Annotated in this window: 30 protein-coding genes and 1 tRNA gene; 20 read left to right on the forward strand and 11 right to left on the reverse strand. The window is 64.8% G+C overall.

The genetic code is table 11. The annotated features are described in order from the left end of the window. The first annotated feature begins 92 nt into the window (after window positions 1-92). Window positions 93-1,115, forward strand: coding sequence for a DUF72 domain-containing protein (locus LV28_RS33980; protein WP_081326854.1), 1,023 nt, complete (start codon window positions 93-95; stop codon window positions 1,113-1,115). A gap of 63 nt (window positions 1,116-1,178) precedes the next feature. Continuing rightward, window positions 1,179-1,817: a glutathione S-transferase family protein gene (locus LV28_RS33985; RefSeq protein ID WP_023595529.1), complete on the forward strand. Its 639-nt coding sequence runs from the start codon at window positions 1,179-1,181 to the stop codon at window positions 1,815-1,817. A 42-nt stretch (window positions 1,818-1,859) separates the two neighbouring features. On the opposite strand, the gene LV28_RS33990 is transcribed toward LV28_RS33985, so the two are convergent. Together LV28_RS33990 and LV28_RS33995 are read right to left on the reverse strand one after the other, a co-directional pair. Further along, the gene (locus tag LV28_RS33990) at window positions 1,860-2,336 is read right to left on the reverse strand and encodes an OsmC family protein (protein ID WP_038617845.1); all 477 of its coding nucleotides are present in this window, start codon (window positions 2,334-2,336) and stop codon (window positions 1,860-1,862) included. Between the two features lie 246 nt (window positions 2,337-2,582). Beyond that, complete coding sequence (locus tag LV28_RS33995; protein WP_023595531.1) at window positions 2,583-3,443, reverse strand: IclR family transcriptional regulator; 861 nt, start codon at window positions 3,441-3,443, stop codon at window positions 2,583-2,585. 297 nt (window positions 3,444-3,740) lie between these two features. On the opposite strand from LV28_RS33995, the gene LV28_RS34000 reads away from it, so the two are divergent. The 7 genes from LV28_RS34000 (at window position 3,741) to LV28_RS34030 (ending at window position 10,746) form a co-directional block, all read left to right on the forward strand. After that, window positions 3,741-4,850, forward strand: coding sequence for an ABC transporter ATP-binding protein (locus tag LV28_RS34000; RefSeq protein WP_023871611.1), 1,110 nt, complete (start codon window positions 3,741-3,743; stop codon window positions 4,848-4,850). After that, window positions 4,843-5,748, forward strand: a complete 906-nt coding sequence (locus tag LV28_RS34005) for an ABC transporter permease (protein ID WP_023595532.1) — start codon at window positions 4,843-4,845, stop codon at window positions 5,746-5,748. Before LV28_RS34000 ends, LV28_RS34005 begins: the two co-directional genes overlap by 8 nt. A gap of 39 nt (window positions 5,749-5,787) precedes the next feature. Continuing rightward, entirely contained in the window at window positions 5,788-6,582 is a 795-nt protein-coding gene (locus LV28_RS34010; RefSeq protein WP_023871609.1) for an ABC transporter permease, read from the forward strand. Window positions 6,583-6,605: 23 nt separating this feature from the next. Continuing rightward, a complete protein-coding gene (locus tag LV28_RS34015; protein WP_025249013.1) occupies window positions 6,606-7,010 on the forward strand; it encodes a (2Fe-2S)-binding protein in 405 nt (134 codons plus the stop codon). Further along, the gene (locus tag LV28_RS34020) at window positions 7,003-8,463 is read left to right on the forward strand and encodes an NAD(P)/FAD-dependent oxidoreductase (RefSeq protein WP_038621200.1); all 1,461 of its coding nucleotides are present in this window, start codon (window positions 7,003-7,005) and stop codon (window positions 8,461-8,463) included. Before LV28_RS34015 ends, LV28_RS34020 begins: the two co-directional genes overlap by 8 nt. Next, window positions 8,456-9,619 carry an NAD(P)/FAD-dependent oxidoreductase gene (locus LV28_RS34025; RefSeq protein WP_023871606.1) on the forward strand — a complete coding sequence of 388 codons (1,164 nt, stop codon included), beginning with the start codon at window positions 8,456-8,458 and terminating at the stop codon, window positions 9,617-9,619. Before LV28_RS34020 ends, LV28_RS34025 begins: the two co-directional genes overlap by 8 nt. A gap of 80 nt (window positions 9,620-9,699) precedes the next feature. Further along, window positions 9,700-10,746 (forward strand): ABC transporter substrate-binding protein, encoded by a 1,047-nt coding sequence (locus tag LV28_RS34030; protein WP_038617843.1) that lies wholly within the window; start codon window positions 9,700-9,702, stop codon window positions 10,744-10,746. Between the two features lie 126 nt (window positions 10,747-10,872). On the opposite strand, the gene LV28_RS34035 is transcribed toward LV28_RS34030, so the two are convergent. Then, window positions 10,873-11,268, reverse strand: coding sequence for a BLUF domain-containing protein (locus LV28_RS34035; RefSeq protein WP_023595538.1), 396 nt, complete (start codon window positions 11,266-11,268; stop codon window positions 10,873-10,875). 231 nt (window positions 11,269-11,499) lie between these two features. On the opposite strand from LV28_RS34035, the gene LV28_RS34040 reads away from it, so the two are divergent. Beyond that, a complete protein-coding gene (locus tag LV28_RS34040; protein WP_048806378.1) occupies window positions 11,500-13,044 on the forward strand; it encodes a GGDEF domain-containing protein in 1,545 nt (514 codons plus the stop codon). Window positions 13,045-13,049: 5 nt separating this feature from the next. Here LV28_RS34040 and LV28_RS34045 read toward each other — a convergent pair whose 3' ends face one another. Both LV28_RS34045 and LV28_RS34050 read right to left on the reverse strand, forming a co-directional pair. Next, window positions 13,050-13,772 carry a helix-turn-helix transcriptional regulator gene (locus tag LV28_RS34045; protein ID WP_038617840.1) on the reverse strand — a complete coding sequence of 241 codons (723 nt, stop codon included), beginning with the start codon at window positions 13,770-13,772 and terminating at the stop codon, window positions 13,050-13,052. 9 nt (window positions 13,773-13,781) lie between these two features. Further along, window positions 13,782-14,138 carry a hypothetical protein gene (locus tag LV28_RS34050; RefSeq protein ID WP_038617838.1) on the reverse strand — a complete coding sequence of 119 codons (357 nt, stop codon included), beginning with the start codon at window positions 14,136-14,138 and terminating at the stop codon, window positions 13,782-13,784. A 234-nt stretch (window positions 14,139-14,372) separates the two neighbouring features. Here LV28_RS34050 and LV28_RS34055 point away from each other — a divergent pair, with 234 nt between their 5' ends. Next, a complete protein-coding gene (locus LV28_RS34055; protein ID WP_038617836.1) occupies window positions 14,373-14,732 on the forward strand; it encodes a hypothetical protein in 360 nt (119 codons plus the stop codon). Between the two features lie 28 nt (window positions 14,733-14,760). On the opposite strand, the gene LV28_RS34060 is transcribed toward LV28_RS34055, so the two are convergent. Further along, a complete protein-coding gene (locus LV28_RS34060) occupies window positions 14,761-15,006 on the reverse strand; it encodes a hypothetical protein (protein ID WP_023595542.1) in 246 nt (81 codons plus the stop codon). Between the two features lie 238 nt (window positions 15,007-15,244). Between LV28_RS34060 and LV28_RS34065 the strand changes: the two genes are divergently transcribed. The 7 genes from LV28_RS34065 to LV28_RS34095 all read left to right on the forward strand — a co-directional run bounded on the left by LV28_RS34065 (window position 15,245) and on the right by LV28_RS34095 (window position 22,453). Then, a complete protein-coding gene (locus LV28_RS34065; RefSeq protein WP_025249017.1) occupies window positions 15,245-15,568 on the forward strand; it encodes a hypothetical protein in 324 nt (107 codons plus the stop codon). A 202-nt stretch (window positions 15,569-15,770) separates the two neighbouring features. Beyond that, a complete protein-coding gene (locus LV28_RS34070) occupies window positions 15,771-17,777 on the forward strand; it encodes a DUF2849 domain-containing protein (protein WP_038617833.1) in 2,007 nt (668 codons plus the stop codon). Then, a complete protein-coding gene (locus LV28_RS34075; RefSeq protein WP_023871601.1) occupies window positions 17,767-18,240 on the forward strand; it encodes a DUF934 domain-containing protein in 474 nt (157 codons plus the stop codon). The genes LV28_RS34070 and LV28_RS34075 overlap by 11 nt, the downstream gene beginning before the upstream one ends. A gap of 265 nt (window positions 18,241-18,505) precedes the next feature. Further along, a complete protein-coding gene (locus LV28_RS34080; protein ID WP_023871600.1) occupies window positions 18,506-19,801 on the forward strand; it encodes an MFS transporter in 1,296 nt (431 codons plus the stop codon). 101 nt (window positions 19,802-19,902) lie between these two features. Continuing rightward, complete coding sequence (locus LV28_RS34085; RefSeq protein WP_023595547.1) at window positions 19,903-20,607, forward strand: helix-turn-helix domain-containing protein; 705 nt, start codon at window positions 19,903-19,905, stop codon at window positions 20,605-20,607. 54 nt (window positions 20,608-20,661) lie between these two features. Then, a complete protein-coding gene (locus tag LV28_RS34090) occupies window positions 20,662-21,933 on the forward strand; it encodes an NAD(P)/FAD-dependent oxidoreductase (RefSeq protein ID WP_023595548.1) in 1,272 nt (423 codons plus the stop codon). A gap of 154 nt (window positions 21,934-22,087) precedes the next feature. Further along, window positions 22,088-22,453 (forward strand): cupin domain-containing protein, encoded by a 366-nt coding sequence (locus LV28_RS34095; RefSeq protein ID WP_023595549.1) that lies wholly within the window; start codon window positions 22,088-22,090, stop codon window positions 22,451-22,453. A gap of 68 nt (window positions 22,454-22,521) precedes the next feature. Here the strand turns inward: LV28_RS34095 and LV28_RS34100 are convergent, their stop codons facing one another. After that, entirely contained in the window at window positions 22,522-23,355 is an 834-nt protein-coding gene (locus tag LV28_RS34100; RefSeq protein WP_025249020.1) for an oxidoreductase, read from the reverse strand. 172 nt (window positions 23,356-23,527) lie between these two features. On the opposite strand from LV28_RS34100, the gene LV28_RS34105 reads away from it, so the two are divergent. Both LV28_RS34105 and LV28_RS34110 read left to right on the forward strand, forming a co-directional pair. Next, entirely contained in the window at window positions 23,528-24,439 is a 912-nt protein-coding gene (locus LV28_RS34105) for an AraC family transcriptional regulator (RefSeq protein ID WP_048806377.1), read from the forward strand. 116 nt (window positions 24,440-24,555) lie between these two features. Further along, entirely contained in the window at window positions 24,556-25,263 is a 708-nt protein-coding gene (locus LV28_RS34110; protein ID WP_023871596.1) for a VIT1/CCC1 transporter family protein, read from the forward strand. A gap of 49 nt (window positions 25,264-25,312) precedes the next feature. Here LV28_RS34110 and LV28_RS34115 read toward each other — a convergent pair whose 3' ends face one another. From LV28_RS34115 to LV28_RS34130, 4 genes are all read right to left on the reverse strand, one after another. Beyond that, entirely contained in the window at window positions 25,313-25,510 is a 198-nt protein-coding gene (locus LV28_RS34115) for a hypothetical protein (RefSeq protein ID WP_025249022.1), read from the reverse strand. A gap of 277 nt (window positions 25,511-25,787) precedes the next feature. Next, the gene (locus LV28_RS34120; protein ID WP_141571879.1) at window positions 25,788-26,069 is read right to left on the reverse strand and encodes a hypothetical protein; all 282 of its coding nucleotides are present in this window, start codon (window positions 26,067-26,069) and stop codon (window positions 25,788-25,790) included. Between the two features lie 76 nt (window positions 26,070-26,145). Further along, window positions 26,146-26,358 (reverse strand): cold-shock protein, encoded by a 213-nt coding sequence (locus LV28_RS34125; RefSeq protein ID WP_023595555.1) that lies wholly within the window; start codon window positions 26,356-26,358, stop codon window positions 26,146-26,148. Between the two features lie 334 nt (window positions 26,359-26,692). Next, window positions 26,693-26,769: transfer RNA gene (locus LV28_RS34130), tRNA-Pro, on the reverse strand. Window positions 26,770-26,983: the final 214 nt, after the last annotated feature.

Below are 26,983 nucleotides of genomic sequence, written 5' to 3' on the forward strand. Positions count from 1 at the left end.
TATACTGAGGCGCATGTCCGGGGGGGGTCTGTATTTGGCCGCCGTCTCCGGGAGCACCCCAACGGTTGTCATTGCCAACGGGAGGGCGGGGTATGCGCCGATCTCAGTCGTCGAGCGCGGGGCAGCGCGATTTGCTGACGGGCGGCACGCCCGAGGACGCGAACGTCCCGCGGCATGCCGGGTCGGGGCGCGGCATGGCGCGCACCGGTGCCAACGTCTACGTCGGCACGGCCTCATGGACCGACAAATCGCTCATTGCCTGCAAGCGCTTTTATCCGCCCGGACATACGTCGGCCGAGGCGCGCCTGCGCTACTACGCCAGCCGCTTTCCGATGGTCGAGGTCGACAGCAGTTATTACGCCATGCCGTCGGCCGTCAATGCGCAGCTCTGGGTCGGGCGCACGCCCGCGGCATTCGTGTTCAACATCAAGGCGTTCCGCCTGCTGACCGGCCATCAGACGCCGCGTATCGCGTTTCCGAAAGACCTTCAGCCCGAACTGCCGCCGGGCGGCGGGCCGAACGTCTACTACAAGGACATGCCCGACGCGCTCAGGGACGAGATCTGGCGGCGCTATCTCGAAGCGCTTGCCCCGTTGCGTCTGGCCGGCAAGTTGGGGTTGGTCCACTTCCAGTTTCCGCCGTGGCTCACCGGCGATCGGAAGAGCCGCGCGCACGTGGAGGACTGCGCGCAGCGCATGGCCGGCTACGGCGTGGCCGCCGAGTTCCGTTCCCGCGGCTGGTTCGATGGGGTGCATGCGGACGAGACGCTGACCTGGCTGCGCTTGCTCGGTTGGGTCAACACGATCGTCGATGAGCCACAGGGCTTCGCGAACAGCATTCCGCAAGTCTGGCAGACCACCACGCCGCTCGCCGCCGTGGTCCGTCTGCATGGCCGCAATCACGCCACGTGGAACGTGCGCGAGAGCACCGCGGCGTCGGATCGCTTCAACTACGACTATCGCGACGCGGAGCTTGCCGCGCTGGTCGACCCGATACGCGTGATCGCCAGAGAGGTCGCACGCGTGTACGTCGTGTTCAACAACAACTACGAAGATCAGGGGCAGCGTAATGCGACGACCCTGATGCATCTGCTGGGCGATGATGCGATGCAGTAAGATATTTCGCCAGCCGAAGCATGCGTTCTGACGTTTCGACATCGAAATAATGGAGACGACACCATGGCGACCGACCGCCGCGTAACCTTCTTTCATGCGCCCAACACTCGTTCATCGGGTGTGCTGGTGCTGCTCGAGGAACTGCAGGCCGAGTACGATCTGCATCTGCTGCGCTTCGCCACCGGCGAGCAACGTGGCTCGGACTATCTGGACGTCAATCCGATGGGCAAGGTGCCCGCGATTCGCCATGGCGACGCCGTGATTACCGAGCAGGCGGCGGTCTACATGTACCTGGCGGAGCTTTATCCGGAGCAATCGCTGGCGCCGCCGCCTGGCGATCCCCGGCGGGGGCCGTATCTGCGGTGGATGGTCTACTACGGCTCGTGCGTCGAGCCGGCAGTGGTGGACAAGTCGCTCGGGCGCGACGGCGCCGAGCGTTCACGATCGCCTTACGGCGACTACGAGTCGGTCATCTGGACCATCGATCGGCACTGGGCGCAGAACCCGGGGCCGTGGTGGCTCGGCGAATCGTTCACGGCGGCCGACGCGCTGTGGGGCAATGCGATGCACTTCCTCACGCACTTCAAACTGATTCCGCCGACCCCCGCGATCACGGCCTACGTCACCCGCTTTCGTGAGCGCGAAAGCGTGGCCCGTGCGCTCGCGCGCGATGCCGAGTTCGCGAGGCAACTGTCGGGCTGAGCGAACGGCACGCAGGGGCCGCCTTCGTCCGCCGCGCCAGGATCAACGCTCCAGGGCCTCGATGACCGGATCGCACTCGATCGGAAAATTGACCGAATTGGCGATGTAGCATTTCTCATGCGCGGCGTGGTGCAGACGCTCGGCCAGCGCAACGTCGCCGCCCGCGCGAATCGTCACGCGCGGGTGGAGCACGATCCTCGTGAAGCCGCCCTGCGTGGCCGTGTCGATCATCGTGCCGACGGCGTGGTCGACGTACGCCTCCACGACAATGCCCGCCTCCGAGCACAGATGCAGATACCAGAGTTTGTGGCAGGCGCTGGCCGACGCCACGAGCAGGTCCTCGGGATTCCAGCGCGCCGGATCTCCGCGAAAGGCCGGGTCGGACGAGCCGGGAATCGTGGGCTTGCCCTCGGCGCGAATCTCGTGATTGCGCCCGTAGTCGCGATACCCGGAGGTGCCGCTGCCCTGATTGCCGATCCACTCGATGCTGATTCGGTACTGATGTTCGCCTGATGCCATGACGTGTCTCCGCTGCGTGTGCACGCAGCCGTAGGGGTGGGAAGAAGCCTGGCGCGAGGTTTGTGCAATCGTGCGCACGATGGGCACGATGTGCGGGATGCACGGGAGGTGCGATCTTCCGCAAACGCGCCAGCAGGCCGCCTGACCATGCGGCATTTTCGCAGGCAAGCAGGCGCGGCGCTGGCCATTTTCGGCCATCAGATCATCAAGACGCCAAAACGACCGGTGCCATGCGTCGGGACGGCGTCATGCCAGCGGCTCGGTCGTCAGCGCACGCGTGAGGCCATGCATCGGGCGGCGCATGGCCACGTCGAACGGATTGGTCTGCGGGCCGATCAGCTCGGCCTGGCGACGCAACAATTCCACCACCATCGGCAGTCGATCCTGCGACAGCCTTGCGGCCAGCGTGCCCACGCTCAGTGCGGCAACGGCGTGTCCGGTGCGGTCGAACACGGGCACGGCCACGCCGGCCATGCCATCGAGCACGCCACTGTTGCTGCCGGCGTATCCCAGTTGCCGCACGCGTTCGATCTCGGTGCGCAGATAGACCTCGTCGAGCACACCATAGCCGCGCAGCCGCGGTACGTTGAAGCGAATGATCTCTTCGCGCTCGGCTTCGGGCAGGAACGCCAGAATCGCCAGGCTGCCCTGGCCGACGCCGAGCGCGACCCGTCCGCCAATGTCGCCGGTGAACGACCGGATCGGGAAGGGGCCCTCGCACATGTCGAGACATACGGCGTCGAAGCTGCTGCGCACGAGCAGGAAGATGGTGTCGCCCAGGCTGGCGCACAGCCGCAGCAGCGACGGCCGGCATAGCGTGCGCATGCCGCTCGGATTGCCGGCCTGCGCGGCCATCGCGAAGAAGTCGATGCTCAGCCGATACATCTTCGACGTTTCGTCCTGTTCCACCACATGCTCGGCGATGAGCGCGTGCAGGATTCGGTGCACGGTCGCCTGACTCAGCCCGACGGCCTTGGCGATGTGGGTGACGCGCTCGCCTTCGGGTTTGGCATCGCCCAACGCGCGAATTACGGCAAATGTGCGCTGCAGGATGCCCGTGCCGGCAGCGTCCGGCGTCGTCGTGCGAGGTGAATCGGCGGTCGTCATTTGAGCCTCAATTATTCCGTCAAACGAAATGTTAGCCTAAGCCGTCGATGCTTGAAAACTATCGCGGCATGCCAGTTTTATTAAAAACGGCCTGTATTCACCATAGCTTAGGGATTATCCCGAGGCGTTGACGCGAAACGAATCGATCCCCGTGTTGCGCAAACATTCCGTCAATCGAAATAATCAGAAAATTTATCTCATTTCGCGGAATCGTTGTCTTGCGGCAAGCAATTTGGCTCGCTACTGTTCGATGCAATTGCATTTCTAGCGGCGCACCTGCGCCCGAAGGTAGGGACCATGTCTTTCCTGACTTTGACGGATGTTTCCAAGACGTTCGGCGAGCTCAACGCCGTCTCGAACGTCAATCTCTCGGTGGAAAAGGGCGAGTTTGTCTCGCTGCTCGGCCCGTCGGGCTGTGGCAAGACCACGACTTTGCAGATGATCGCGGGATTCGTCGAAACCACGACCGGGCGCATTACGCTCGACGGGCGCGATATCACGCACATGCGCCCGAACAAGCGCGGTCTGGGCATCGTGTTCCAGAGCTACGCGCTCTTTCCGCACATGACCGTCGCGGACAACGTGGGCTTTGGCCTGGAAATGCGCGGCGTGGACAAGGCAGAGCGCCAGGCGCGCATTCGCGAGGCGCTCGCCCTGGTGCGGCTCGACGCGCTGGGTCATCGCTATCCGCGCGAACTCTCCGGCGGGCAGCGTCAGCGGGTGGCGATCGCGCGCGCCGTGGTGATCGCACCGCCCGTGCTGCTGCTCGACGAGCCGATGTCCAACCTCGATGCCAAGCTGCGCGAGGACATGCAGTTCGAGCTGCGCGCGATTCAGCGCAAGATCGGCACGACCACCATCATGGTCACGCACGACCAGTCCGAGGCACTCTCGATCAGCGATCGCGTGGTCGTGATGGAGGCTGGGCGCATCACGCAGGTCGACACGCCGTATCGCGCTTATGAGCGTCCGGAAACCCCGTTCGTCTCGCAATTCATCGGCAAGGCCAACATGCTCGCCGGCCGGGTGGCGGCACGCGACGGCGAACATCTGCATGTCGCGCTGGGCGCGCAGCTCACGCAACGCGCGTCGCTTGCCGAGCTCTCGCCGCGCGAGCGCGACCTGGCCGTGGGCGACGCGATCACGTTGTGCCTGCGCCCGGAAAAGGTCCGGTTGTGCGCGCCCGCGGCAGGCCGCTTGCCGGCCACGGTGACAAGTCGCTTCTTCCTGGGCAGCCAATGGCTCTATCGCGTGGACAGCGCACTGGGCGAAGTGCTCGTGTGTTGCCAGAACGAAGGGGGTGAGCCGCTCGACGAGGGGGCGCCGGTGGGGCTCGACTGGCAGTCCGAGGCCGTGCGCTTCATCTCGCAGGGGGCGGTCAATGCAGGAGAGCGCGCCCATGTCTGAGACGCTGCAAGTCATGCGCGCCGACGCCCCGCCCGCCGCACGCGCGCCCTGGCATGCGTATTTGCCGATGTGGCTGATGAGCGCGCCGGCCATGCTGCTGTTCGTGGCGCTGGTGCTCATTCCGTTGCTGATGACGCTCGCGCTCACGTTCTACCAGTTCGATCCGGCGAGTGGTCCGATTGCGGCGTTCCAGTTCGACAACTATCGGGAAGTCCTCTTCGACCCGTACTTCCATACGATCTTCCTGCGCACGTTCGGCATCTCGCTCACGGTCACGGCCGTGTGTGCCGTGGTCGGCACATTCGAGGCCTACGTGCTCTCGCGCATGGGCGATCCGTGGCGCTCGCTGTTCCTGCTGATCATTCTCTCGCCGCTGCTCGTGTCCATCGTGGTGCGCGCTTTTGGCTGGAGCATGCTGCTCGGCTCGGGCGGTCTGGTCAACCAGACGTTCGGCCTGCTCGGGATGGGGCCATTCAAGCTCGAGTACACGAATTTCGCGATCGTGATCGCGCTTGTGCACGTGATGCTGCCGTTCATGGTCATTCCCGTATGGACGTCGCTGCAACGGCTCGATCCGCAGACGGAGAACGCGGCGCTGTCGCTCATGGCCTCGCAGGCGACCACGCTGCGTCGCATCGTGCTGCCGCAACTGGTGCCGGGCATCCTGTCGGGCAGTCTGATGGTGTTCGGCCTGTCGGCGAGCGCGTTCGCGATTCCGAGCCTGCTGGGCGGGCGACGCCTCAAGGTCGCCGCCACCGCCGTGTACGACCAGTTCCTGAGTTCGCTGAACTGGCCGCTGGGCGCGACCATCGCCGTGCTGCTGCTGGTGGCGAACCTGATCGTGATGCTGACGTATTACCGCCTGCTCGAGCGCCGCTACTCGCGCAGCATGGGCTGAGGCGCCACGTTTTCCGCAGAACAGAATCCATTGGCCATCATGCGTAAAAACAGTCCCCTGGCGCTCGCGTTCCACGCGCTCGTCATTCTCTTCGTGCTTGCCCCGATGATCATCGTGGTGCTCGTCGCGTTCACGCCGGAGCAAACGCTGTCGCTGCCCACGCGCGGTCTCTCGCTTCGCTGGTTCCGCGCGATTCTCGACTACCCGGACTTCATCGCGTCGTTCTTCACCAGCCTGAAGCTCGCCTTCCTGTCGGCCACGCTCTCGCTGGCGATTGCGCTGCCGGCGGCGCTGGCGATCGGGCGCTCGCGTTTTCCCGGGCGCAACTTTCTCAACGGCCTGCTGCTCTCGCCGCTGGTCATCCCGGGCCTCGTGCTCGGCATCGCGCTGTTGCGATTCTTCGCGATGCTCGGCGTGACCGGCTCGTTTGCCGCGCTCACGTTCGCACACATGATCGTCGTTACGCCGTTCATCATGCGCCTGGTGCTCGCGTCGATCAGTGGCCTGGACCGCAGCGTGGAGCACGCCGCCGCCTCGCTCGGCGCCGGGTCGTGGACGACCTTTCGCCGCGTCACGATGCCAATGATTCTGCCCGGCATCACCGGCGGTTGGTTGCTCGCCTTCATCAACAGTTTCGACGAGCTGACGATGTCGGTCTTCATCACGTCGCCGCAGACGGTCACATTGCCCGTGCGCATGTACATGTACGCGACCGAGTCGATCGATCCGATGATGGCGTCGGTCTCGGCGCTGGTGATCGCCGTGACGCTGGGTGCGATGCTGCTGCTCGACCGGGTCTATGGCCTGAACCGCATTCTGATCGGCCAGCATTGAACACGCGCTTCGGAACGACATTCATGTCCCGCACTTCCCATTGCCTGCCAGACGCGAGCGTGCCGCGCGCGTCGGCGCAACCCCAGTTGACGCGCCTGGCCGAGACGGCGCGCACGCCCGTCATGTTCTATCTCGATGGTGCGCCGGTGCAGGCGCTCGCGGGCGACACGTTGCTCACGGCGATCCTCACGCACCAACGGCACCTTCGGTTCAGCGAATTCAGCGGCGCGCCGCGCGCGGGCTTTTGCCTGATCGGCGCATGCCAGGATTGCTGGGTGCGCTGCGAGACATCGGGCGGGGTCCCGGGCGACGCGCAGTGCATCCGCGTGCGCGCCTGTTCCACGACGGTACAGGCCGGCATGCGTATCCTGACCGATGCGCCCCGCGCCCCGCATGCCGATGACGACCGGGGAGGCGCGCATGGCTGAGCCCGCCAAGGTCGTAGTCGTCGGCGCCGGTCCCGCCGGCGTGCGTGCGGCGCAGACGCTCGTGTCCGCCGGACTCCGCCCGGTGGTACTCGACGAAAACCCGCGCTGGGGCGGACAGATCTACCGGCAGCCGCCAGCGGATGCGGGTTTCGCCCGTTCCCCGAAAACGCTGTACGGGTTCGAGGCGGCGAAGGCCGAAGCGATTCATCGCACCATGGCCGAGCTGCTGCCTCGGGTCGACTACCGGCCCGAGACGCTCGTATGGGCCTGCGATCCGAAACAACTCCACACCATGCACGGCGGCCGCGAGACGCCCGTCTCGTTCACGCATCTGATCATCGCCAGCGGTGCCACCGACCGCGTGTTGCCGGTGCCGGGCTGGACGCTGCCGGGCGTGTACACGCTGGGGGGCGCGCAGGTCGCGCTCAAGGCCCAGGGTTGTGCCATCGGGGAGCGCGTGGTGTTCGCGGGTACGGGACCACTGCTGTATCTGGTTGCGTATCAGTACGCGAAGGCCGGGGCGAACGTGGTGGCCGTGCTCGACACGAACACGTTCGTTCGGCAGGCCCTGGCCACGCCGCGTATGCTGAATCAACCTGCCACGCTGGCCAAGGGTCTTTACTATGTCGGCGCATTGCGTGCGCGTGGCGTTCGCGTGGAGCACGGTGTCACGCTCGAGGGGATCGAGGGGGGCGAGGGGAGCAAGGGGGGCGGGAAGCGCGACGGCGTGCAGGCGATTCACTGGCGTCGTGACGGGCGCAGGCACACGCTTGCGTGCAGCGCGGTCGGGTTGGGCTTCGGCCTGCGTCCCGAGACGCAACTGGCCGATCTGGCGGGCTGCCGCTTTGTCTTCGACACGCTTAATCAGTGCTGGCTGCCCGAGCGCGACGCGGCTGGGCGGAGCTCGCAATCCGGGATCTATCTGGCGGGCGACGGCGCGGGCATCGCGGGGGCCGACGCGGCCGAGCTGGCCGGTCGGCGCGCGGCGCTCGCCGTGCTCGAGGATATCGGTATCACGACACCGGCCATCGCCACTGCGACCGACGGGCCGGACGCGCTCACGCTCGAGCGCAAGCTCGCGAGCATCCGGCGTTTTCGAGAGGGCATCGAACAGGCGTTCGCCCTGCCGCGCGATCCCTCCGCCGACTGGCCCGACGACATGCTCGTGTGCCGTTGCGAGGAAATTGACGCGCGTACGCTGCGCGACTGCGTGCGGCATGACGGCGTGACCGAGATCAACCGCCTCAAGGCGCTCACGCGCGTCGGCATGGGCCGCTGCCAGGGCCGCATGTGCGGCGAGGCAGCGTGCCATCTGCTGGCCGAGGCGAGCGGACAAACCCTCGCACAGGTGGGGCGTTTGCGTGCGCAGGCGCCTGTGAAACCGATTCCGATCGCCCCCATGCTGTTCGACGAGAACGTCGCGGCGATTCCCGAGGAGGCCCGCGATGAGTAGCGCGCTCAATACCCGTCATACGCCGCACACCCGGCATTACGACGTCGTGGTGGCCGGCGGTGGGCTCGTCGGCGCGTCGGCCGCGCGCGCGCTGGCCGAGCGTGGCATGCGTGTCGCATTGTTCGAGCGCCGCTACTGCGGCGCGCAGGCCAGCGGCGTGAACTATGGCGGCGTGCGTTGCCAGGGACGACCGGAAGAGCAGCTTCCGCTTGCCATGCGCGCGCGCCGGCTGTGGGACCGGCTGCCGGAACTCATCGGCATTGATGGTGAGTTCGTGCGCTCCGGGCACCTGCGCCTGGCGCGCCGCGAGAGCGATCTTGCACCGCTCGACGCGTGGTCCGGGATGGCGGCCGGTTACGGTCTGGCCACCACCGTGCTGCGCGGCGCGGAATTTCGCAAGCGTTTCCCCTGGCTGGGCGAGGGCGCGGTGGGCGGTTCGCTGTGCATGAGCGACGGCCACGCGAATCCACGGCTCGTGTCGCCGGCGTTTGCACGCGCGGCACGCGCGCTGGGCGCCGAGGTCCACGAGCGCACGCCGATCACGGCGATGGCGCATGACGGCGTGCGTTTTCAGCTCACGGCGCAGCCCGAGACCGGCGAGCCCCTGAACGTGAGCGCCGACTGGCTGCTCAATACGTCGGGTGCCTGGGCCAATCACATCGCGGGCGCCTTCGGCGAGCGCGTGCCGATGCACGCCATCTATCCGAACATGTGGGTGACCGAACCGCTGCCAAGGTTCATCGGCCACAATCTCGGCGTGTACGGTGGCGGCGTCTACGCGCGTCAGGTCGAGCGGGGCAACTGCGTGATCGGCGGCGGGCGCGGCACGGGCAACGGCGAGTATGCGCAGCCGTCGGCCGACACCACCCGCGCGGTCATGCGCGAGGCGTGCGCGTTGTTGCCCGCGTTGCGCAACGCGCTGCTCATCCGCACCTGGAGCGGCGTGGAAGGCGAGACCCCGGACAACAACCCGATCATCGGCATGAGCCGCACCACGCCCCGGCTCGTGCATGCCTTCGGCTTTTCGGGCGGCGGCTTCCTGCTCGCGCCCGGCGTCGGCGAAGTGCTGGCCGACCTCGTTACCCACGGCGAGACGGAAACACCGATCGGCGCGTTTGCCGTCGACCGGTTCGCCGCCGTGAGCGAGGCCGCCTGATGCGCCAGGCGCGAACCCTGGTTCCGAGTCTGTCTCAACCCACACAGTCCTTACACCCTGAAAACGCAAGGAGAACCACGATGAAGCTATCCCGAAAGGTCGTCATGTGCGCTGCGGCGCTGGCATTGGGCGCGAGCGGCGCGGCCTGGTCGCAGTCCAAAACGCTTTACGTCGGCATGAACGGCGGCTCGATGGAAAAGGCTTACACAAGTCAGGTCTTTCCGGAATTCGAGAAGGCCAACAACGTGAAGGTCGTGGTCGTGCCCGGCACGTCGTCCGATGTGCTCGCCAAGCTGCTGGCCAACCGGAACAGCCCGCAACTGCATGTCGTGTTCCTCGACGACGGGGTGATGGCGCGTGCCATCGCCATGGGCGTTTGCCAGAAGCTCGACGACTCGCCGGTGCTCAAGGAGCTCATGCCGTCGGCCCGCGTGAAGGACGACATGGCCGCGGGTGTGCAACTGGGCATGACCGGTATCGGCTACAACACCAAGATCTTCAAGGAGAAGGGCTGGGCGGCACCGACGTCGTGGACGGACTTCGCCGACCCGAAGTACAAGGGCAAGGTGGTGTTCCAGTCGGCGTCGAGCAGCACGTTCGGCCTGCATGGCTTCCTCGCGCTCAACCGGATCTGGGGTGGCAGCGAGACGAACGTCGAGCCGGGCTTCAGCAAGTGGGCGACCACCGTGGGGCCGAATGTCGTCGAGTACATCCCGAACTCGGCCAAGCTCTCGGAAATGATCCAGACCGGCGAGGCGGCGATCTTCCCGCTCACGCCCACGGCCGTGAGCGAACTCCAGGAAAAGGGCATTCCGGTTGCGTACGTCGCGCCCAAGGAAGGCGCCGTGCAATTGCTGGTTGACCTGTGCGTGGTCAAGAACAGCCCGGACAACGCGATGGCGCAGAAGCTCGCGCAGTATCTCCTCTCGGCCCGCGGGCAGACGCTGGCCGCCGCGGCGGGCGCCTATATCCCGACCAATACGCAGGCCACCATGCCGCCCGCCATGCAAAAGCGCCTGGGTAAGATCGACGACCTGGTCAAGAACCTCAAGACGGTGGACTGGGACGCCATCAACCAGCGCCGCGCACAGTGGGATCAGCGCTGGAATCGACAGATCGAGCAATAAGCGCCGAAACGGACGGCCTCGCACGTGAGCCTCTCGCGTGTGCGGCGATGTCAGGGAAAAACGCCGGATACCCGAGAGGATCCGGCGTTTTTTTGCGGCGCGATTTCGGATGGTGTCGGGCGGGGGCTACATGGCGTCGGATTTCGCCGCAAGCGCGCCGAAGGCGCTCACCAGCGCCGCGTGGTCGGCGGGCATGACAAAGGCGCGCAGCGAATGCGCCGGTTCATCGAGCATCAGATAGCCCAGGCTCCACGTCGAGAACGCGCCACTCGTGCGTGGCGTGCCGTCGATCAGGATTTCGATGTCGGTATGATGGCGCGACGCCTCGATGCGCCCGCGTGCATCCGCGATCGCTGCATGAGGTCCCTCGATGTACTGATAGAACACTGCGCCGTCGTAAAGCAATACGCCGGTGACGCCGTGCGCCGCATTGAACCCGCGGGAATTGACGATGATTTTCGACAGTTCCAGCGGATCGAGATCGGGCAGCGCGCGGCTGACGTATGCGTAGCACTCAAGCAATTTTGGTGTCCCCAAGACAGTCCACGCGAACTCGCACGCGAACTCGCACGCGATAGGCATCCGAACGATTTGGCGAATGGATGTCGACGAAGCGCACCGGCCAAGCGTACGCGCACATTAGAATACTCGATGTGCGGTGTCCCGGTGTGAACGGCGCCGGGGTCGTGTCGTCCCACGATCTCGGCCGGGAACATCGCAACCTTTCGTTGTCATCCCGCAAGGCCATTCGATATGACCCAACGCTCGGGAGTACTTTCGCAAAAGAAGTGGCCGGCAAGGCTGCGTGCCCTGTCGGAAATGATCGATGCCCGGCCGTCGGCAGTGGGTTGGGCAGGCACCGCGATGGCGCTTGCGATCCTCATTGGCGTGGGCGTGTTGTTGCGAATGGACCAGCAGGCCCGGGAGACGCTTGTACTGGAGCGGGCGCAGAGCGTGGCATCCGTGGTCGCGGCAAGTCTTGGCGCCAATATCGCCGTCTATGACGCGTTGCTCAAGGAGATGGTGCGCGAGGCGGAAGACCCCGCCACCCCCGTGTTTCCCGAGCGCGTGCGCGAGCGCGTTCGTTTCGGTCAGGCGCTCGTCCGCGATTTTCTCGATGATGCCTACATCGTCGACAAGAGCGGCATCATCGCGGCGCCGCTCCGCGCCATGGAGGCGGCGCCCGAGAGCGTGGCGGACCGCGATTACTTCCGCTCGCACCAGATGAACCCGTCGCTCGGGCTCTATATCTCGCAGCCCTATGCATCGCGCAATCACCGGGGGACGCTATCCGTCGCGCTCACGCGCCGGATAGCGGCGCCGGATCATTCGTTCAATGGTGTCGCCGTCATTGCATTGCGCCTGGACCACCTGGGCTCGCTGGTCAAAGACATCGATTCGGCCGATCTTCGGACGATCGACATCGTCGAAGAGAAAGGCGCCGTGCTTTCCTGTGATCCTTGCATCGGATCGCGCCTGGGAGCGCTCGTGTCGCTGCCGGGAAATGCCACGCGCGAGCGCAACCTGACCGAAGCGTTGTCTTTCCCGTTGGGCGTACGAGCGCGGGAGTATCGCTCCGTGCGCGTGCCGGGGGCTTCGATGTACGTGGTGGTCACGCCGTCGACGCAAGCGGCGATGCGCGAATGGCGGCGTAACGCCGCGCTGCTGGGTGCGATCGCCGCCACTTGCGCGGCCACATTGATTGCCGGGTCATGGTTGCTGGTGGCGGCGATGCGGTCGCGGGCGGCAGCCGTCGCGCAACGCGAACGTCTCTCGGCAACGGACGGCCTGACGGGGCAGGGCAATCGCCGTGCGCTCGACGCGAAACTGGCCGATGCGTGGCGTCGCGCGCAGCGTTCCGGCAATCCGCTGTCGGTGCTGATCGCCGATATCGATCACTTCAGACACTTCAACGACACCTATGGGCACGCCGTGGCCGACGATGTCTTGCGCGCGGTCGCCTCGAATATCGGTGGACACATGCGTCGGGATACCGACCTGACGGCGCGATACGACAGCGATGCGTTGGCGGTGGTGTTGCCCGAGACCGATGCGGCGGCCGCGGCCGTCATGGCGGAGCAATTTCGCCGCGACGTCGAGCGCCTGCATATCGCGCACGAGGGCAGCGCGACGGGGACGCTCACGATCAGCGTGGGCGCGGCGACCGGCGTGCCTGGGGAGTGCGACAGTGCCGAAGTGCTCCTGAAGGCGGCCGAAGCGCAGCGCCGGCTTGCCAAGCTGGCCGGGCGAAACCGGGTCAGTGCGGTGGTGGTGCACCGCGAAAACGCGGGCGCGTGAGTCCTTTATGGCGAGAGCATTGCGGCAAGCCGCAACAGTTCCCCCTGGCGATGGCAACCGGTCTTGCGCAAAATCGAGGAGAGTTGCGTGCGCAACGTGCTGGCGCTCAGCTTCAGCACCTCGCTGCACTCCCCGATGGTCAGCCCCGCCACAAGATGGTGGAACAGGCGCGCTTCGGCCTGCGTGAGCGCGAAATGGTGGCGCAGGGCGGCTTCCGTGGGCACATTGAAAATGCTGCGGCGTTCGATGCGAATCCCGACCGCTGAGCGCAGCCCGTGATTCATTTCGTGCCCCACGGCGCGCATCGTTAGGCGAAACGCGTTGCCCCATGAGTCGGGCAGTACGAGCGAGGCGGGTTCGCGTGAGGCGCCGACCCGTTGCAAGGCCTGCGTCAGGCGTGCCTGCCATTCGGACTGGCGATGCACGAGCTTGCGCTGCCGGATCATCAGTTGGCTGTCGTTGCCGCCGAGCAGCGAATCGAGTCCCGGCGCCGAGGCCAGTATCCAGGCGTCCGGGGAGGCGATGGCGAACCCCTCGCGCTCGGGGTCGAGCATCTGGCTGAGGATATCGAGGCTGGCGCGCGTGGCGGCGCGGCGCGTTGCGAAGGCAGCGGCGAGCTGTCGTTCGTACTCGGCGATTCGCGCAGCATGCGCAAAGGACGGTTCGACCACATGCATGCGCTGGATGCTCAGTGCCGTGAGGGCGTCGTCGTCGTTGCAGATCACCACGCCGACGAGCTACTGTAGCTGGTGCGGCCGCATGAATTCGTTCCAGAACACGCGGTCGTTCGCCGATTCGTGCTTCAGCGCGATGGAGGAGTCGAACCAGGTGCCCGCCGGCGCGTCCCAGAAGCGCCGCGTCGAATCGTCATACTGGTAGAAGCGCTGGGAATATTCTTCGATCAGGCCGGCCTCATGTCCGGATTGCTCGACGAAGCGCACCGAACGGCTTTGCTTGTCGTGGCAGAGGAACGTGGCCGCATCCGCGCCGAGAAATTCGCGCGCCGTCTGCACGACATCCAGCCAGTCCGCCTGACCGGCGCCCACGGCCCGCACCGCTTCCGATGCTCGTCGAAAACTGACGTCGTCCGACATGGGACCCCCCGTTATCGCTTATTGCCGAGCCGTTGACTCGCTTTTTCGCGAAGTGTAGCAGAGCGGGCTGTCGATATTGATAGGGAAGTCTACTGTGATTTATGCAGGCGACAATGTGTCGCGTCGCTGCGACAATGCGAGCCATGCCGGGATCCGGCCTGCGCGAGGCGGTGTGAAAGCGCAAGGGCGCGGAGACCGCACGTTGCAACCGGGTCCATCCAACGGGGAGCCATTGTGAACCACGGCAAATTCATCGTCGTCTTTCTGAGTCTCGCAGCCGCATTGCTGTCCGGCCAGGCCGGCGCGCAGTCCTATCTGGGGGCGGGAGATCTTGGCAGCATCCGTCAGGCCAACCAGTCGCCGGCCCGAAGCCCGGCGGTCACGGCGGTCGGTGCGCCGTCGATCGGCGTGACGGATGCCCAAAGCGCCAGCGCCACCATCAACCGCACCGCCAGCGAGCGCAACGGTGCCGCGTCCACGTCGAACGAACAGGCACTCTCGGCAAGAGAGCGCGCGCTCGACACGCGCGACCTCCAGCACCCCCGCCAGACCCGCTCGTTCGATGCCATCCCACGGCCCACGCGGGCACAGTGACCGCGCGTGCACGCGCCGCAACGTCGCGTTACTCGGCCATCGCGGGAATGGCGCCTTCCTGGAAAAGCACGCGTGGCGCGTCCATCGTGCCGTCTTCCTCGTCGACCAGCACCTCGTAGGCGGCGATCCCCGCGAAGCCGGACGCCATCGATTGTGCGATGCGCACCGCACCGAATTCCGTGCTTGCCTGGCGCAACTCGCCCGGCTGCAACACACCGTCCTTGTTCTTGCGGTACGGCACGACGATAAACCTGATGGATTTGGTGTCGCTCATGATGTCTCTCTCGATGATGGGAGTGATGAGCGGAAATGTAGCATGAATACTGTATAAAAATACAGGTATTTTGCGAGGCCCGGCACGCTCGTCTTTCGGGGCGCCGGGGCGTTCCGGTCCGAGGCGCGCGCCTGCTAATATGTGACGTCGACGACGGCGGGCGAGCACATCGTCGGCGGACGCGCTCGGGGAGTTCGCCTCGAAACACTGGACGCAGACCATCGTGAGCGGGGAAGACATGAAAGTCGTTGCCGTGCAAGCCAATCTCGACGAGACGGTCGATCTCGTACGCAAGTTCGCCCATGACGAGTTCGCCAGGTCCATCGGCGTGGAATCGCCGTCCGATCAGGACATCCGGGGTTTCCTGCTCGACCGTTTGCGCTGCATGCGCCTCAATGCCGTGGAGTCGGGCGCCGACCCCACGATCCAGCGGGTTTTCGACTGCGTGTACGTGATGCCTGTGTTCACAAAGGTCGAAGGCACCCGCGTCGTGGAGGCGCGCCTGGTGGTCATGCCCGACGCGAAATTCGCCCTGCGCGCCTATATCCCGATCTCCGACTAGGCGCGCACGCGCCGGCCGCTTGCCTGCCGCCACCTCGCCACGAGCCGCACCGGACAAGGCGATGCGGGGTGGCGCGATGTCCAAACAACATCGCGTAATGTCTAAATTACTTCTTAATGGTCGTCTATTCCCGCTCAGCTTGATAGCCTGCCGGTCGACTCGCGACATGCGACCACAAAACAACAGGCATTGAGAGCGTGGAATGAATGCAGGCAATCTGATTTCGGCGAACCGGCTCGAAGACGGCTTGGTCGTCTGGCTGGACAAGCATCACGACTGGGTCGACGACCTTGCGAAGGCGGAAGTGTTCGATGAGCATGGCCTCGAGTCGGCCCAGGCGGCCGCGCAGGTCGCGCTGGCGGCCAACCGGATCGTCGATCCGATGCCGCGCCCGGCGCAGATCGGACCGACCGGCCCTGTGCCGGTGGATTTCCGCGAGCAACTGCGCTCGCGCGGCCCGTCCGTGCGTGCGGACCTCGGCAAGCAGGCATCGGACGCCGCCTTCCAGGCCGCGCTCGCCGACGCGCCGGCGCTGAGCGTCGCGCCGGAACATGCGGGCATCTATCGCTACGATCCGTCGGAGCGCGAGTTCCTCAAGGACCGTGCCAACGAGTTCGGCAAGCAGGTGGCGCGTCGCCTGAGCGGAGAACTGCGCGAAGACGACTTCAAGGTCTACCGCCTGATGAACGGCCTGTACCTGCAACTGCATGGCTACATGTTGCGGGTGGCGATTCCCTATGGCACGCTGAGTGCGGTTCAGTTGCGGCAGCTGGCCTTTGTGGCCAACCGTTACGACAAGGGTTACGGCCATTTCACCACGCGTCAGAACCTGCAATTCAACTGGCCGACGCTGACCGATGCTCCCGAGATCCTGTCGAAGCTCGCCGACGTCGACCTGCACGCCATTCAGACGAGCGGTAACTGCATTCGCAACGTCACGACCGATCAGTTCGCCGGCGCCGCCCGCGACGAGATCGTGGATCCGCGCGTATATGCCGAGATCCTGCGTCAATGGTCGACGGACCATCCCGAGTTCACCTATCTGCCGCGCAAGTTCAAGATTGCAATCACGGGCGGCCAGACCGACCGTGCGGCCGTGCGCTTTCACGATATCGGCATTCTCGCGCGCACCAACGAACGCGGCGAAGTGGGCTTCCAGATCTATGCCGGCGGTGGTCTGGGGCGCACGCCGATCGTTGCCACGCTCGTACGGGACTGGCTGCCCGAGGGCGATCTGCTACGCTTCGTCGAGGCCATCCTGCGCGTGTACAACGCGCTGGGCCGCCGCGACAACATCTACAAGGCGCGCATCAAGATCCTCATCAAGGAAATGCAGCCGGCGAAGTTCATCGAGATGATCGAGGACGAATTCGAGCGTATCGCGCAAACGCATCGGCCGTTGCCGGACGAGGTCATCGCCGCGATTCGCGAGCGATTCATCGTGCCGGAATTCGCGACGCTGCCGCACACATCCGCCGCCTTCGAGCAGTCTTACGCGAGCGACGTCGATTTCCGTCGCTGGGTCGACACCTGCACCCATGCGCACAAGGTGCCCGGCTACATCAGCGCGGTTGTGTCGCTCAAGCCCGCCGGCGGTATCCCGGGCGACGCCAGTTCGCAGGAAATGCTGTTGCTCGCCGACCTGGCCGAGCGTTATTCGCACAACGAGTTGCGCGTGACGCACGAGCAGAATCTGGTACTGCCGCACGTCAAGCGCGACAAGCTCCATGCCCTGTGGACGCGCCTGAAGGCGGCCGGACTGGCGACGCCCAACATCGGCTTGATTTCCGACGCGATCGCGTGCCCGGGCCTGGATTACTGCGCGCTCGCCAACGCCCGCTCCGTGCCCGTGGCCCAGCGCATCGCCCTGCGTTTCACACCGGAGCAGCAACGCGACATCGGGCCGATCACGCTCAACGTGTCGGGCTGCATCAACGCGTGCGCGCACCATCACGTCGCGCACATCGGCATTCTCGGTGTCGACAAGGCGGGCAAGGAAAACTATCAGATCACGCTGGGCGGCTCGGCGGACGACAACGCCGCGGTCGGCAAGATTCTCGGCCCTGGCGTGAGCTACGACGACGTGCCGCAGGTGATCGAGAACATTCTCGATCGCTATCGCTCGCTCAGACACGAGGGCGAGCGCTTCATCGATACGCTCGCTCGTGTGGGCGCAGAACCGTTCAAGGGAGCTTTGAATGTTGATTGATCGAAACGGGCTGCCGGCCGCAGACGTCTGGACCTATCTCGGTGACGATGCTTCGGCGACGTCGGGGGCGCGCAACAAAGACGTGCTGCCGCTGGACGCCTGGCTGTCGGCGAACGCGCAAGGCGCGGCGCCTGCCGGTGTGCGCGTGCAGGGCCACGACGACCCGGAACGCATCGCGCCGTGGCTGGCGCAAGTCGAGCTCGTCGTGATCGAGTTTCCGAAGACGCGAGACGGACGGGGCTTCACGCTTGCCAGGGTGCTACGCGACAAGTGGGGTTTCGAAGGCGCCATCCGTGCCGCCGGTCCGTTGCTGCCGGACCAACTGGCGATGCTGTGGGCCTGTGGCTTCGACAGCCTGCTCTCGCCTTCGGACGTGCCGACGGCCCGCTGGCAAGAAGCTGCACAAGTCGCCGCCGGACGCGCGGCCCGCCCGCGCACGCTGCTTGCGCGCCTGACAGCTTGATGCACTCAGCGCGGTCGCCGACCGCACAGGGCCTCGACGGAAAGCCGCCAGAAATGGCGGTTTTTTTTCGCCCCAACGCGACGGCGCGACGGCAGGGGAGAGGCTCATGTTCATGAATCGGGGGAGTGAATTTCAATTTAGTGAAAATTTCACGTAAATATGTCGGTTAATTTCACATAGGTGAAATCTCTAATATCGACAGCGATTTCGGCTGCCCAGAATGCAGGCGCAGGTCACAGCAACGTCTCGCTCTGGAATGTCACATATGGAAAGCACCAAAATCGGTAGTTTCGTCGCCCGGGAGCCTCGCACGGGAAGCCGCACGCGCGACGTGATTGCGGCAAACTTCGGTACGTTTTTCGAATGGTTCGATCTTCTGGTGTACGCGATGTTTGCGATCACCATTTCCAGGCTGTTCTTTCCGCAGGGCGATCCGCAGTCGGCGCTGCTCCTGAGCCTGATGACGTTCGCGAGTTCGTTCCTGATCCGGCCGGTGGGGGCGGTGGTGCTGGGCATCATGGCCGACAAGGTCGGCCGGCGCGCGACGTTGAGCTTTGCCGCGATGCTCATGCTCGCCGGCACAATCCTGATCGCGATCTCGCCGACCTATGACGCGATCGGCGTCTGGGCGCCGGTGATTCTCGTGACGGGACGGTTGTTGCAGGGCTTTTCGGTCGGAGGGGAGTTCGGCACCGCCAACTCTTATCTGACGGAGCAGAGTGCCTCGCGCAAGGCATTCTTTGCGAGCCTGCAGTTCTCGGCGTCGGGGCTCGCCGTGCTTGCCGCGTCGCTTTTCGCCTATTTCTCCAACCACTTCCTCTCGCAGGACCAGATCTACGCGTGGGGCTGGCGCTTGCCATTCCTGTTCGGCTGTCTGATCGGGCCGGTCGGCCTGTACATCCGCTCCAGGATCGAGGAGACAGCCGACTTCGAGCAGGTCAAGCGCGAGGGGGCGACGGTGCACAATCCGCTGGCCGAGACGTTTCGCTCTCACAAGCGCTTTGTGCTGATCGGCGCCGTCGTGGCGGCCGCGGGCGTCGTTGCCAGTTTCCTCAATCTCTACATGCCGACGTTCGCCATCAACAATCTGGGGCTGACGAAGGACGACGCGTTCATCGCCTCGATCTGCAGTGGCGTGGTCTGCACGCTCGTGCCGATGCTCGGCGGGATCACGGCCGACCGGCTGGGCACGGTCAAGGTCATGCGCACGGCGCTGGTGCTGGGCGTGATTCTCGTCTTCCCGCTGTTCCAACTGCTCACGCGATCGCCCTCGCTGCTCACGCTGGCGGTGTTCCAGTGCACGCTCTCGGTCGTGTTCTACAGCTTCTACTTCTCGCCGATCGGCTCTCTGCTCTCGCAACTGTTCCCTACGTCCTGCCGCACCACCGGCGTGTCGATTGCCTATGTGATCGCGCAGACCTTCTTCGGCGGCATCACGCCGCTGGTGGTCGGTTTCATGGTGAAGGCCACGGGCAGCGTGATGGCCCCCGCTTACTACATCGTGGTCATCGCGGTCTTCGCGCTGATCGGCCTTTACGCCAGCCGCAAGCACGTGACGTAAGCCGTGCCTCGATATCTTTGAAGTATGATTGAAACTTGCCTGGCGCAAGTTTCAGTCCCCCCCCATTTGCGCCTTCGTCGCGATCCTGATTTTCCATTGCCATGCCATCGAAGCCGAAAGCCGCTGCCGTACCGACCTCCTCCGTGATTGCCGGGCATGAGCCGGAGACCGAGACGTTCGCCCCGGTGACGGGCGATTTACCCGAGGACGATTCGGCTCAGGCCAGCGACCGGGAGCTGGGCATGCGCCTGCGGGCGATGCGCACCGAGCGCAAGTTCACGCTCAAGGCGCTTGCGGCACGTACCCACATGTCGATCGGCATGTTGAGTCAGATCGAGCGAGGCGTGAGTTCGCCGTCGATGCGTTCGTTGCGCCAGTTGTGTCATGCGCTGGGGGTCGACGGTGCGGCGCTGTTTGCGTCGGCGCCGGCCGAGGCGGGAGGCGCTCCGAGCGCGACCGAACCGAGCGAGTTCGTCGTGTGGGCGAGCCAGCGCAAGCCGCTGCGCCTGGCCGGCTCGGGCGTGACGAAGTCGCGGATCACCCCGGCGAACTGTGCGTCGCTCGAGGCTTTCCTGATGGAGCTGGCGCCGGGGGCATCGTCCGACGCGAACTTGCTGGTGGCGAGCGGTGACAAGGTCGGCTACGTGCTGAGCGGCAAGTTGCGTGTCCATATCGACGACACCACGCTGTTGCTGGGGCCGGGCGATACCTACGGCTTCACGGGCAACCGGCCGTATCGCTGGGAAAACGCTTGGGACGACACGACTGTCTTCATGGTCGTGAACAGCAACCACTTCTACGTCTGAGCGGGTTCGCCGCGCGGGCATCCCGATTCATCTTCTCTTCTCGATGGGTAATTTATGGCTAGCGTTCTCCCCAAACAGGTCGATGTCGCGATCATCGGGGCCGGCATTATCGGACTGAGCACGGCGTGGGCACTGGCCAGGGCCGGCGTACGCGTGGCGGTGTTCGAGAAGGGCGTGATCGCGGGCGAGCAGTCGTCACGCAACTGGGGCTGGATCCGGACCGTGGGCCGCGACCCGAGGGAACTGCCGCTCGCGATGCACGCCATCGACCTGTGGAAGGAAATTCAGGCACAGCACGATGTGGGGTATCGGCAAACCGGTGTGGCCTATCTGGCGGAGACCCAAGCCGACATGGACGGCTATCGCACATGGCTCGACAAGGCGGTAGGGCTGGGTGTGCCGGCGCAGCTGCTTGATCGCGAGCAGCTGCCTGGTCTGTTCAAGACACGCTCGGCGCGCGCCTGGATCGGCGCATTGCATTGTGCGGTGGATGGCGTGGCGGAGCCGGATCGGGCCACGCAAACGATCGCGAAGCTCGCCATCGCTGCCGGCGCGCAGGTATTCGAGCAGACGGCCGTGCGCTGTCTCGACCGCACGGGCGGACTTGCGAGCGGCATCATGACCGAGCGCGGGCGGGTGGCGGCCGATGCCGTGGTGCTGGCCGGTGGCGCGTGGTCTCGATTGTTCTGCGGCAATGCTGGCGTGAGTTTTCCGCAACTGAAGGTGCATGCGTCGGTACTGCGCACCACGCCGGTCGACGCGGGGCTCGACCTTGCGATCAATGGCAAGGATTTCACCTGCCGCAAGCGTGCCGATGGCGGGTATTCGGTGTCGCAACTGGGGGCGTCGGTGGCCGATCTCACGCCCGACAGCATTCGCCTGTGCCGGCAATTCTTCCCGGCGTGGCTCTCGGAGAAGAAGTATCTGAAGCTGCGCGTCGGCAAACGCTTTCTGGACGAGTTACGCATGCCGACCCGCTTCGGCGCGAACGACGTCACGCCGTTCGAAGTGCATCGCACGCTCGACCCGGCACCGGGAATGAAGTCGATTGGCGTGGCGCTCGACAAGCTCAAGCAGGCGTTTCCGGCGTTCGAGCCTGCGCAGGTCGCGCACGCGTGGGCCGGCTTCATCGACGTGACGCCGGACGCGATTCCCGTGATCTCGGGCGTCGATGGGGTGCCCGGTTTCTATCTGGCGTCGGGCTTCTCGGGCCACGGGTTCGGCATTGGTCCGGCCGCCGGGGCGCTGATGGCGGATTTGGTGCAGGGCAATTCGCCGCGCGTCGATCCGCACGCCTTCCGTCTGTCCAGGTACGACAAACGGTGAGCGACGGGCCTCGAACTTTCCCGGCATGACGAACCGAGGCAGGGCGTCGCGATGCGTGCCGGCTGGCATGTGTGTTCGTCGTGCGCTGTGCTTCACGCGCTGTTCGTCGTGCGATTCATTCCAGAATTTTTTCCCATCGATAACGAGGTGAGTTGTGGCCGAGAGTCATTCGCGTCTGGTGCGTTTTAGCGCCGGTCCCCTGGAGCATCCCATTGTCGGCAAGCCGAAGCGCCCGATGGAGGGCGATACCGTGTTTCGCAGCATGCAGGGCTTTGAAGGTAACGGGGGACGCGCGTCCTCGGGCGTCTGGGAGAGCACGGCGGGCAAGTTCCGGGCGGACACCACGGGCTATATCGAATTCGGTTACATCCTCGAAGGCGAGTGCCGCGTGGTCGATCCGGACGGCACGGTGCACGCCCTGAAGACCGGCGATCCGTTCGTGATGCCCGAGGGTTACAAGGGCCACTGGGAGGTCGACGAATTCGTCAAGAAGGTCTGGTTCGTGTCGCTCACGGATTGAGGCGGGGGCGCGCCGACTTGACTTGACGGGGCGGGAGCGCCGTGGCTCGCGGCATCGACCTGTCCTCGTCAACCGTCCGTCGAAACCGTGATCGCTTCCCACGCGTTGAATTCCTCGTTCAACGCGGACAGCTTTGCCCGAACGAGCCCGAGCGCGTCGCTGCCGAGCAGGAGATGCGCGGGAGGATGGTCCGCCGCAATGGCGGTCAACATGGCGCGCGCGGCTCGCACCGGGTCTCCCGGTTGCTTGCCGCTTTTTTCCTCGCGCGCACGCCGCACGGGATTGAACGTCTCGTCATAGTCGGCAATCGAGCGAGGCGTTCGCGCCATCGAGCGGCCTGCCCAGTCGGTGCGAAATGAGCCCGGCGCCACCGCCGTCACCGCGATACCAAACGGTGCGACCTCTTTGCCAAGCGCCTCCGAGATGCCCTCCAGTGCAAACTTGCTGCCACAGTAATAGGCGATTCCCGGCATCGTGATGTAGCCGCCCATCGACGTGATGTTCAGAATGTGGCCGCGGCGGCGCGCACGCATGTACGGCAGCACAGCCTTCATCATGGCGACCGCGCCGAAGACGTTCACGTCGAACTGCCGCCGCATTTCCGAGAGTGGCGATTCCTCCATGATGCCTTCGTGCCCATAACCGGCGTTGTTCACCAGTACGTCGATCGGCCCGACCTCGGCTTCGATGGCGCTTACGGCGCCGTCGATACCGACGAAGTCGGTGACGTCGAGCACACGTCCCCACGCGGCGTTTGCCGACAGTGACTCGAATTCCCGTCTCGCCTCGTCGCTTCGCACCGTGCCGATGACCTTGTGCCCCGCCGCCAGGGCTTCGCGTGCAAGCGCGCGTCCGAAGCCGCTGCTGACGCCAGTGATGAGAAGTGTCTTGCCGGGTGTCATGGAGGTATCTCCCAAATGTCGATGGAAGATTGCATGTTAGGCTTGTGAAGGTGCGGAGTTAATCCAAATTCCGCGAACTTTCTTGCACAAAACTATGAATCTCGGACCGGCTTCAAATTCGCTGTCTTCGCCGTCGCCACGGTCCGCACCTTCCCCGCGAGGTCGAACGCGCATGGTCCCCTTGCTGGAAGCGTTGGCGCCGGATGAGGGTTACAACCTGACGGCGCTGCCGAGCGTTCGCGTCCTGCGCTCGAATCGTCCGTTGTCGCGCACCCCCGTTCTGTACGATCCGGGCATCGTCATCGTCTGTCAGGGCACCAAGCGAGGCTATTTCGGTGATCGGCTATACCTATACGACGAGCAGCATTACCTGGCCGTATCGGTGCCCGTGCCGTTCAGCATGGAGACGGATGCCTCCGAAGATCGTCCGTTGCTCGCGTTGTACCTGCATCTGGATTTCGCATTGGCGGCCGAGCTTGCGGAGCGGATTGCTCACGAAGGGGGCGCGGCGTCGGGGGTGGCGCCGCAGAGCATGATGTCGACGCCGATGGAGGACGCGATGCGCGCCTCCGTTCTGCGCCTTCTCGAGGCGCTGCATCGGCCGCTGGAAGCGGCGGTGTTGGGGGAGGGACTGCTGAGGGAGCTGTATTTCCGCGTGCTCACCGGCGCGCAGGGTGGCGCGATGCGCGAGGCGTTGGCCATGCGCGGGCAGTTCGGCCGGATCGGCCGCGCGCTGCGATTGATTCACGCGAACTACGCACAGCGTCTCGACGTGCGCCAACTGGCCCGGGAGGCGGGCATGAGCGTGCCGAGTTTTCACAGTCATTTCAAGGCGATCACGCGGGTCTCCCCGATGCAGTATCTGAAGTCGACACGGCTGCATCAGGCGCGTCTGTTGATGGTGCGTCGGGGGATGACGGCGGAGGCTGCGGGCCTTGCCGTGGGGTACGGGAGTGCGTCGCAGTTCAGTCGTGAGTTCAGGCGTCTGTTCGGTTCGACGCCCGCGGCGGAAGCCCGGCGTATGCGCGAGAGTTTCGCGATTCCGGCGGAGTTTGCCGATACGCCTTATGTCTCGTCGCACTGAATTTTGCGCGACCGCTTCACCCGGATGCTGCGCGGGAGCATACTGCGTCGCATGCGTGGCGGGTGTCGCGCATGAACGGACTGCCCAATGCGGTTTCACACGGATCGGAATCCTCAATGACAACGTTTCAACGCCGCGCTCATCCGGAGCGTCATCGCACCGAACACATCGGCTGGTTGCGTGCCGCCGTCCTGGGGGCCAATGACGGCATCATTTCCACGGCCAGTCTGGTCGCGGGCGTCGCCGCGGCCCATGCGAGCCATGCCAGCATCACGACCACGGCGGTCGCGGGACTGGTGGCCGGGGCCATGTCGATGGCGGCTGGCGAGTTCGTATCGGTCTATTCGCAGGCCGACACGGAAAAGGCGGATTTGACGCGGGAGCGCGAAGAGCTGAAGAACAGCCCCGAAGCGGAGCATCGGGAACTGGCCGCCATCTATGTACGGCGGGGCCTGGATCACCAGCTCGCGGACCAGGTCGCCACGCAACTGATGGCGCACGATGCGCTGGGCGCGCATGCGCGTGACGAATTGGGGATCTCGGAGGCGTTGAGCGCGCGTCCGCTGCAAGCCGCGCTGGCTTCCGCCGGGAGCTTCGCCGTCGGGGCCGCCATGCCGCTGGCGGTGGTTCTGCTGGCACCCGAGCAAAGCCTGCTCTATTGGGTGGTGGCAACGGCGATTGTTTTCCTTGCCCTGCTCGGTGTCGCCGCCGCCGCCGTGGGCGGAACGCCTTTGTTCAGAAGCGCCTTGCGCGTGGCCTTCTGGGGCACCCTGGCCATGGCGGTGACTGCCGGCGTGGGGGCCGTGTTCGGCACCACTGTCTGAGTCGGTAGACGGTTCGACCGCGGTGTAGCCGTCGCAGACGGCTACACGGTTACCACGTCGGTCGGATCGTGTACGCGTGCCGGAAATAGGCGCGACCAAACTCGGTCGGTTCGAAGTGCTTGCCGACAGGGCGGATCAGTTCTCGCGCGAGCAACGCGTTGATCACCGCATCCGACGGCTGCTGAGGGCTTTTTTCCGCGATGCGCTGGAGCGCGGCGGTAATGGCTTGCGCTGAAAGGGCGAGCATGATGTGCTCCTGTTGGATTTGTAGGAAACCCTCGGGATTGCGTTTCGATAGAGACGCTCAGTGGGGGCGTTGAAGGGCGTGGACGGCCGGTGAGGCGCGCAACCGGGTCCATTTTCCAACGCGACCGTGTCGGCATCGTGTCGCGGAAGCGGTCTTTCGGCTGAGTTCCATGGCGTCATCAATCGACGCGACCGAAAGGAACCTCGCCGGGTTCGACGGCGCATGCCGCGCAAACGGAAACCAATGGGCGGGTGCGGTCATGGGCGTTATGTTGGCACTAGGCCTGCGCCGCGCTTCGGTCGAAAAAGCCGTCGACGAGCGAGCGTGCGTACTCATCGCCGGCGCGGCGTGCGTCACCGATCGAATCGAACAGCACGCTCTCGAGTCGAAAGACGCGCGAGTCGTCCGACGGCGCCCGGTCTTCCGCGTCGACCGGGCTGATCCGTACCGAGACGGCGAGTAGTCTTTCGTGCTTGCGCCCGTTCGGATCGCCGGCAGGGTCGTGAAACACCAACGTTTCCAGGCGAAAACCTCGATACGACGGGGTTATGTGGGACATATTTCCTCCGACGGGATGAGCAGATTCACGTCACCGTGCATGCGCGAGGCGAGCGGGAAGGCGGAGCGCGAAAGGATCAGGCGGGCTTGATATTGGACGCCTGCAAGCCCTTGGGGCCGCGTTTGACGTCGAACGTGACGTGCTGATTCTCTTGCAGGCTGCGGAACTCGGTGCGTCCCTGCGGCTGAATCTCGGAAAAATGCGCGAACAGATCGTCGCTGCCGTCATCCGGCTTGATGAAGCCGAAGCCTTTGCTGTCGTTGAACCATTTGACGATTCCGGTGCTCATGTGAACTCCTGGTTTTCCCGGCGAGCCGACAACGCGAAATGCGTGACTGGGCGCCAGTGGCGGACAAACAAGAAATTCAGAGATCGGAAGTGTCTCGCAAAGATCGGTGAGATCGACGCTTGATCGATAAACGTCAGACTTGATGTTCGATAGATCACTTATACGCGGGTTGGGTACCTAACACAATGAATATTGTGTAAGTGCACTTGCGCGCGACGCGACGTCCGGGGGCGCTCAGGTTGCCTGAAAGTCGGACGCGCGCCCGCGGTTGTCGGCTGGCACCGCTACAAACGAAAAACCCGCACAGCCAATGACTGTGCGGGTTTTTCTATTCTGGTCGGGGCGAGAGGATTTGAACCTCCGACCACCTGCACCCCATGCAGGTACGCTACCAGGCTGCGCTACGCCCCGTGAGAGATGCGTCTGGAAGATGCATCGCTCGAAAGAACGCGATTATAGCAGAGCTTTTCGCGGGATTGAAAGGGGCGATGCAGGCCGGACGCATATTTTTTTGCGTGACGGGCGTCATCGCTGCGTTCGTCGCGCATCATGCATCGATTCACACCGAATTTTCGGGCGTCCAGGACGACCTATTTCCGCTCCCGAGCACGGTGATGGTTATCCC

The organism is Pandoraea pnomenusa (assembly GCF_000767615.3).
In the GTDB taxonomy this organism is placed as follows: Bacteria; Pseudomonadota; Gammaproteobacteria; order Burkholderiales; family Burkholderiaceae; genus Pandoraea; species Pandoraea pnomenusa.

Excerpts from the sequence above, each read along its gene's own strand:
- LV28_RS33990 (WP_038617845.1), bottom strand. The coding sequence starts at position 2,336 with ATGGCATCAGGCGAACATCAGTACCGAATCAGCATCGAGTGGATCGGC.
- LV28_RS34090 (WP_023595548.1), top strand. The coding sequence starts at position 20,662 with ATGGCTAGCGTTCTCCCCAAACAGGTCGATGTCGCGATCATCGGGGCC.
- LV28_RS34075 (WP_023871601.1), top strand. The coding sequence starts at position 17,767 with ATGTTGATTGATCGAAACGGGCTGCCGGCCGCAGACGTCTGGACCTAT.
- LV28_RS33985 (WP_023595529.1), top strand. The coding sequence starts at position 1,179 with ATGGCGACCGACCGCCGCGTAACCTTCTTTCATGCGCCCAACACTCGT.
- LV28_RS34125 (WP_023595555.1), bottom strand. The coding sequence starts at position 26,358 with ATGAGCACCGGAATCGTCAAATGGTTCAACGACAGCAAAGGCTTCGGC.
- LV28_RS34120 (WP_141571879.1), bottom strand. The coding sequence starts at position 26,069 with ATGTCCCACATAACCCCGTCGTATCGAGGTTTTCGCCTGGAAACGTTG.
- LV28_RS33995 (WP_023595531.1), bottom strand. The coding sequence starts at position 3,443 with ATGACGACCGCCGATTCACCTCGCACGACGACGCCGGACGCTGCCGGC.
- LV28_RS34025 (WP_023871606.1), top strand. The coding sequence starts at position 8,456 with ATGAGTAGCGCGCTCAATACCCGTCATACGCCGCACACCCGGCATTAC.
- LV28_RS34030 (WP_038617843.1), top strand. The coding sequence starts at position 9,700 with ATGAAGCTATCCCGAAAGGTCGTCATGTGCGCTGCGGCGCTGGCATTG.
- LV28_RS34060 (WP_023595542.1), bottom strand. The coding sequence starts at position 15,006 with ATGAGCGACACCAAATCCATCAGGTTTATCGTCGTGCCGTACCGCAAG.
- LV28_RS34105 (WP_048806377.1), top strand. The coding sequence starts at position 23,528 with ATGGTCCCCTTGCTGGAAGCGTTGGCGCCGGATGAGGGTTACAACCTG.
- LV28_RS34000 (WP_023871611.1), top strand. The coding sequence starts at position 3,741 with ATGTCTTTCCTGACTTTGACGGATGTTTCCAAGACGTTCGGCGAGCTC.
- LV28_RS34020 (WP_038621200.1), top strand. The coding sequence starts at position 7,003 with ATGGCTGAGCCCGCCAAGGTCGTAGTCGTCGGCGCCGGTCCCGCCGGC.
- LV28_RS34065 (WP_025249017.1), top strand. The coding sequence starts at position 15,245 with ATGAAAGTCGTTGCCGTGCAAGCCAATCTCGACGAGACGGTCGATCTC.
- LV28_RS34010 (WP_023871609.1), top strand. The coding sequence starts at position 5,788 with ATGCGTAAAAACAGTCCCCTGGCGCTCGCGTTCCACGCGCTCGTCATT.
- LV28_RS34070 (WP_038617833.1), top strand. The coding sequence starts at position 15,771 with ATGAATGCAGGCAATCTGATTTCGGCGAACCGGCTCGAAGACGGCTTG.
- LV28_RS34100 (WP_025249020.1), bottom strand. The coding sequence starts at position 23,355 with ATGACACCCGGCAAGACACTTCTCATCACTGGCGTCAGCAGCGGCTTC.
- LV28_RS34115 (WP_025249022.1), bottom strand. The coding sequence starts at position 25,510 with ATGCTCGCCCTTTCAGCGCAAGCCATTACCGCCGCGCTCCAGCGCATC.
- LV28_RS34085 (WP_023595547.1), top strand. The coding sequence starts at position 19,903 with ATGCCATCGAAGCCGAAAGCCGCTGCCGTACCGACCTCCTCCGTGATT.
- LV28_RS34015 (WP_025249013.1), top strand. The coding sequence starts at position 6,606 with ATGTCCCGCACTTCCCATTGCCTGCCAGACGCGAGCGTGCCGCGCGCG.
- LV28_RS34005 (WP_023595532.1), top strand. The coding sequence starts at position 4,843 with ATGTCTGAGACGCTGCAAGTCATGCGCGCCGACGCCCCGCCCGCCGCA.
- LV28_RS34050 (WP_038617838.1), bottom strand. The coding sequence starts at position 14,138 with ATGTCGGACGACGTCAGTTTTCGACGAGCATCGGAAGCGGTGCGGGCC.
- LV28_RS34080 (WP_023871600.1), top strand. The coding sequence starts at position 18,506 with ATGGAAAGCACCAAAATCGGTAGTTTCGTCGCCCGGGAGCCTCGCACG.
- LV28_RS34110 (WP_023871596.1), top strand. The coding sequence starts at position 24,556 with ATGACAACGTTTCAACGCCGCGCTCATCCGGAGCGTCATCGCACCGAA.
- LV28_RS34040 (WP_048806378.1), top strand. The coding sequence starts at position 11,500 with ATGACCCAACGCTCGGGAGTACTTTCGCAAAAGAAGTGGCCGGCAAGG.
- LV28_RS33980 (WP_081326854.1), top strand. The coding sequence starts at position 93 with ATGCGCCGATCTCAGTCGTCGAGCGCGGGGCAGCGCGATTTGCTGACG.